The 5,225-nt window shown below is 51.4% G+C and carries 5 protein-coding genes; 1 reads left to right on the forward strand and 4 read right to left on the reverse strand.

All coding sequences use genetic code 11. The annotated features are described in order from the left end of the window. Together LUQ50_RS13290 and LUQ50_RS13295 are read right to left on the reverse strand one after the other, a co-directional pair. Positions 1 to 697 (reverse strand): cation diffusion facilitator family transporter (locus LUQ50_RS13290; RefSeq protein ID WP_300040445.1); only part of this gene is annotated, 697 nt, incomplete at its 3' end. Positions 698 to 843: 146 nt separating this feature from the next. Beyond that, positions 844 to 2,670 carry a thiamine pyrophosphate-dependent enzyme gene (locus LUQ50_RS13295; protein ID WP_300040447.1) on the reverse strand — a complete coding sequence of 609 codons (1,827 nt, stop codon included), beginning with the start codon at positions 2,668 to 2,670 and terminating at the stop codon, positions 844 to 846. Positions 2,671 to 2,782: 112 nt separating this feature from the next. Here LUQ50_RS13295 and LUQ50_RS13300 point away from each other — a divergent pair, with 112 nt between their 5' ends. Then, complete coding sequence (locus tag LUQ50_RS13300) at positions 2,783 to 2,956, forward strand: LIM domain-containing protein (protein ID WP_300040449.1); 174 nt, start codon at positions 2,783 to 2,785, stop codon at positions 2,954 to 2,956. Positions 2,957 to 3,067: 111 nt separating this feature from the next. Here the strand turns inward: LUQ50_RS13300 and LUQ50_RS13305 are convergent, their stop codons facing one another. Further along, positions 3,068 to 4,180, reverse strand: a complete 1,113-nt coding sequence (locus LUQ50_RS13305; protein ID WP_300040451.1) for an ATP-NAD kinase family protein — start codon at positions 4,178 to 4,180, stop codon at positions 3,068 to 3,070. Continuing rightward, on the reverse strand, positions 4,177 to 5,225 hold a 1,049-nt coding region (locus LUQ50_RS13310; protein ID WP_300040453.1), incomplete at its 5' end, for a TrpB-like pyridoxal phosphate-dependent enzyme. The genes LUQ50_RS13305 and LUQ50_RS13310, both read right to left, overlap by 4 nt.

Genomic DNA, 5,225 nt, shown 5'->3' on the forward strand with positions numbered 1-5,225 from the left:
CTTCAAGTGCCCCGTCTATCAGTTCGTACACTGAGGATATCAAAAGATGGTAAGCTGTGCTTAACATGAAGCAGCAAACAATTACTGAACCGATTAGATCGAAATAGAGTACGTTTGGGTCGGAACGAAATAGCATGGAAAGAATGAGAATGACGATCACACTGACGTTTGCGAAGACTTTCACCCTGAACAGCCTCCATTGCGATTCCATAACCGGGGAGTGTTCTTTCTTTGATATCTGATGATTACAGTACAAAAAATAGCCGTTTACCCCGATAGAAAAGATACTCACTAACACCCCGTACCCAACTGTCCCGACTGGTGAAGGGTGTTGTACGCGGAGAACCATTCCGATCCCGATGATAAAACAGGAGATCAGGATTACCAGGGCCACTGTCAGGCTTGCAAGACTTTCCAGTTTCCCATATCCATACTGGTAAATATCATTTTTTCCCCGCGATGTTTTTTTCAGACTTCCGATCGAAAAAATGATTGACAGAATATCTGCACAACTTCGGAAGAGATCAGATATCTGGGTGAGTGATCCACCAGCCACCGTAGTGCATATTTTGAGGAGCAATATGATGATCTGACAACCAAGGGATGCTTGTAATGAATGTTGTTTCTCCCTCAATGTCTGTGGGACATCACAACCTGGTACTGGATCTCTCCCTTTGTTCCAGGCCATGATTTTCATATTCTAGATCTTCTGGCCCCGGTAAAGAAAGTTTTTATTTGGTTCCGGCAGATAGCATTCCCGGGAAGAGTTCTCTCTGTAACGGTACGGTTGATCGTGTGAATAATTTCCGTTCTCAAACGATATGGGTATTGAAAACCTATCAGTTAGAACCGGTCTGGATCAGTATCAATATCGATGATGACCGGTTTTTCCTGCTGCATACCCCATCTGACCGCACGGCCCAGATCCTCAGGTTCAGTCACCCGTTTCCCTTCTCCTCCGCACGATTTTGCATACATCGCGAAATCCGGATTCTTCAGGTCTGTTGCAAAATTTTCATAGTACTCTATCTTCTGCTCCACCCGGATCATCCCAAGTTCCTGGTTGTTGAGGATGATGACAACCATCGGGAGATCATACTTAACCGCGGTGACAAAGTCAGCCATTGCCATCGCAAATCCCCCATCGCCGGTGATACAGAAGACCGGACTGTCCGGATATGCCAGTTTGGCAGCAATCGCCCCGGGAAGTCCGAACCCCATCGTTGCCAGGTATCCTGACATGGCAAACCGCTGTTTCTTCATTTTGAAGTTTCTGCCAAACCACCAGCCGTTCTCTCCGACATCAACTGATATCAGGGCCTCATCGGGGATGACATCTGAAAGAACTTTCATGATGTACGGGGGGCGGATCGGTTTTGCTTTCGGATCCGCTTCCTGTTCCCGCTGGGCATCCCACGGCTCGATCACTGCTTTTACCCGTTTTGATGCGGTTGACCTGCCCCGCTGCCTGACTGTTGGGATGAGTCTGGTAAGCACTTCTCCGACATCACCATATACGGAGAGTGCCCGCGTCCCACGGCCGAGTTTGAGCGGATCTCTATCAACCTGAAGAATACGTAGGTTTTCAGGAATCCGGGTCATCTTCGAGAACCCGACCCCGAGCGTTACCAGGAGATCCGCCTGCTCAACCATCTCCCGGGCCTGCATGGACCCGACGGTCCCGAGTATCCCGGCATACTGTGGATGCCCGTCCGGGAGAATTCCTTTTGCCCTGAATGTGGAGAGTACCGGGGCATCGATTGCTTTTGAGAACGAGTGGACGAGATCGCTATAGGGATACGCTCCCCATCCGGCAAGGATTACCGGGTTCTCAGCAAGGTCGAGCATCGCTGCAGCACGGTCAAGGGTATCGGTATCCGGGGTGATCTTCATCGAGGGGATACAGCCATGGTAGGTGCAATCTACCCCTTCAAGGGGCTGCTTCTGGATATCGTTCGGGACCGATATCTGGGCTACTCCTGATCTGATTACCGCATGCTGGAGAGCGGTGGTCAGGATCCTGGTGGCCATCTTCCGGTCATAGATGGTGTTGTTGTACACGGTTATCGGTCTGAAGAATGCATCCTGATCGATCTCCTGAAATCCTCCCGGTCCGGTGTACTGCATGGCAACTTGCCCGTTCAGAGAGAGTACCGGTGTCCGGTCTTCCTTGGCATCATACAGTCCGGTTGCCAGGTTGGTGGCTCCAGGTCCGGCGATAGTTACACATGCCGCCATTTTGCCGGTGAACTTGTGATATGCTGACGCTGCAAGTGCTGCCTGTTCTTCATGACGAAACAGAATAAATCTGGCATCCTTGTTTTTGCGTATCGCATCGATGATTCCGAGTGAACTGGTGCCGGGAACACCGAAAAATTCGGTGATACCAAAACTGGTCAGTTGCTTCACCAGGACATCAGCAACCGTTGTTCCTTCTGTCTCCTTCTCATCAGGTACTGAAACAAAGGCCTGTTTTCCTGCCTTGCAGATCGGGCACTGCCAGGTATCAGGCAGATCAGCAAACCTGGTACCGGCCGGGGTATTGGTCTCTGATTCACCGGTCTCCTCGCTATAAATATATGAGCAGATAGAACAGCGCCATCTCCGGTACCGGCCAGTATTGGTGGGAGGTATCTCTGAACCGGGATGGGCCTGCGGTTTTCTTGCCATACTGTACAGATGATACTCATTCACACCTTAAAAAAGAGTTTGACCTGCGTGTCAGGGTGTGCTGATCAGATTACCATGATTGACCAGGTGTCAGTATCAGGAACTCTGAAGCATGATCAGAACTAACCTATCGATCATGGATCCGTCTCCTTCAAAGATCTTCTTCATTGATAAACTTCGCTGTTCCCATTGTAACAAACCGCTCATGGGGGAGGTTCTGATCGCGTCAAACGGACAGACCATCTGCCAGGAGTGTCACCAGAAATCATCAGCGAATAAGCCCTGAACTACTGATATTGTTCACAACTTTTTTTGGAATGGAATTGTTCTCCTGCTGATGGTGCGGTATCAAAGTTCTCTTCACTCTGATATTCCTCTCATGATAACTCAGCACTCATTACGATGATAGGTCAGGTTCGTGGATCAGCCTGACCCGCTGTGCTATTTCATACCCACAGATCACCAGCATCGTCTCCCCGAACTGCCGGTTCACTGCCAGGTCACCGGTATCCACGTAAAGGGCAGGGGTATGCTGGAGTTTGGCCGGGGTTGCAACGATGATCAACGCATTGATCCCGGTTTTGGCCAGGACTCTGCTGCTGATCTGCTGGTTTCCCCGTCCCAGAACAAATCCCTGTGCTCCTATCGGACTCAGGATGATCCTTACTTTCTCGTAGTCATCAAGCAGGTGCAGGATTGCATCTTCATTCAGATCAGTCCCGATGATTCTTCCCTGATAGAGGGCATCTACTCCGAGCAGGGTGGACTCAAGACCGAACTGGCTTGCGATTGCTCCGGTGGTTGAACCTGCCCCGATCAGGTAGAGGGTATCGGGCTGCATGATTGCGGTGATGAACGCGGCAATCTCCTCATACATCTGGGTTTCATCACCGAATGAGACCTCTTTACACGACTGGCATAACTCTGACACATATGGAATCCTGGCGATATCGTAGATCCGGGTTGTAAGGCGACCGGCACGGTACTGCTCCTCATCCACGTCCAGTACCTCTGCTTCGGTTAGACCTGCTCCGTCCAGGGTATTGAGCACCGCTGCTCCAGCCTCAGGAGTGGTTGCAAACACGCTAGAGTAGATCTTCACCCCTGCCGGGATACCCAGAATCGGGATTTCCTGCCCGGTGGCTGCATACACATTCCTGGCTGTTCCGTCACCACCACAGAAGACGATCAGCCGCACTCCCTCACGTATCATGATCTGACAGGCGACCTCGGTGTCGGCAGCAGCCGTCTCTGGTGATGACGGAGTATAGACAACCTGATACGAGGTGACTCCTGCCTCATTCAGTTCGTCTTCGCCCATAATTCCGGCAGCAGTAAGAAAAAAAAAGTTTCGTAGTTCCAGGCCGGAAAGGAACCGGAGAGCCCGGGACGGGGATACCGGTCTGGCACCAAGCAGTCGTGCCTGCTCAACACACCCGTCGGTCCCTTTCAGACCGACTGCACCGCCCATCCCGGCATACGGGTTTACTACAAACCCAATCCGGTTCATGCAATAATCGGGAGTTTCCTGAGTGATTCTGCGATCAGGTCTGCAGGATACTCGTAGTCTGGCAGGGTTCCTGCAAAGTATGATTCGTAACTCGTGAGGTCAAAGTGCCCGTGACCGGTGTTGTTAAAGAGGATTGTCTTCGTCTCTCCGGTCTTTTTGCACTCAAGTGCCTTGTCGATGGTAACCCTGATGGCATGGGCTGCTTCAGGAGCTGGAATGATGCCTTCCGTCCTGGCGAAAGTCACTGCTGCATCAAAGACCGCGTTCTGGTGGACCGCGGTTGCAGTTGCCAGATTATCAGCATGCACCTTTGATACCAGGGGTGCCATACCATGATACCGAAGACCTCCTGCGTGAATTGCAGGAGGAATAAAGTCATGACCAAGAGTGAACATCTTCAGCAGCGGGGTGAGACCTGCTACATCGCCGAAGTCGTAAACATAGAGTCCTTTCGTCAGCGTCGGGCAGGCCGCCGGTTCCACAGCGATGATCTCGGTGTTTGTCTTTCCGTCCAGGTTATCCTTAATGAACGGGAATGCGATTCCTGCAAAGTTGGACCCGCCACCTGCTGATCCAATCACGATGTCTGCAGTTGCATCGTCCATGGCAAGCTGCTTTTGTGCTTCCTGACCAATGATGGTCTGGTGGGTGCATACGTGGTTGAGTACACTGCCAAGCGAGTAGTTGGTGTTGCTATGAGTTGCTGCATCCTCGACCGCTTCAGAAATGGCAATCCCGAGACTGCCTGCGGTATCTGGATACTTCTCCCTGATTACCCGTCCTGCATTCGTGTCGGCCGATGGTGAAGCAACACAGTCAGCACCCCATACCTGCATCATCATCTTCCGGTATGGTTTCTGGTCGTAACTTCCCTTGACCATGTAAACCTTGCACTCCATATCAAAGAGTTGGGTTGCAAATGCAAGCGATGATCCCCACTGACCGGCCCCGGTCTCGGTGGCGATCCGTTCAATACCCTCTTTCATATTGTAGTACGCCTGGGCTATTGCGGTGTTTGGTTTGTGGGAACCAGGTGGGCTGACGC

Source organism: Methanospirillum sp., from assembly GCF_028679455.1.
Taxonomy (GTDB): domain Archaea; phylum Halobacteriota; class Methanomicrobia; order Methanomicrobiales; family Methanospirillaceae; genus Methanospirillum.

Excerpts from the sequence above, each read along its gene's own strand:
- LUQ50_RS13295 (WP_300040447.1), bottom strand. The coding sequence starts at position 2,670 with ATGGCAAGAAAACCGCAGGCCCATCCCGGTTCAGAGATACCTCCCACC.
- LUQ50_RS13300 (WP_300040449.1), top strand. The coding sequence starts at position 2,783 with ATGATCAGAACTAACCTATCGATCATGGATCCGTCTCCTTCAAAGATC.
- LUQ50_RS13305 (WP_300040451.1), bottom strand. The coding sequence starts at position 4,180 with ATGAACCGGATTGGGTTTGTAGTAAACCCGTATGCCGGGATGGGCGGT.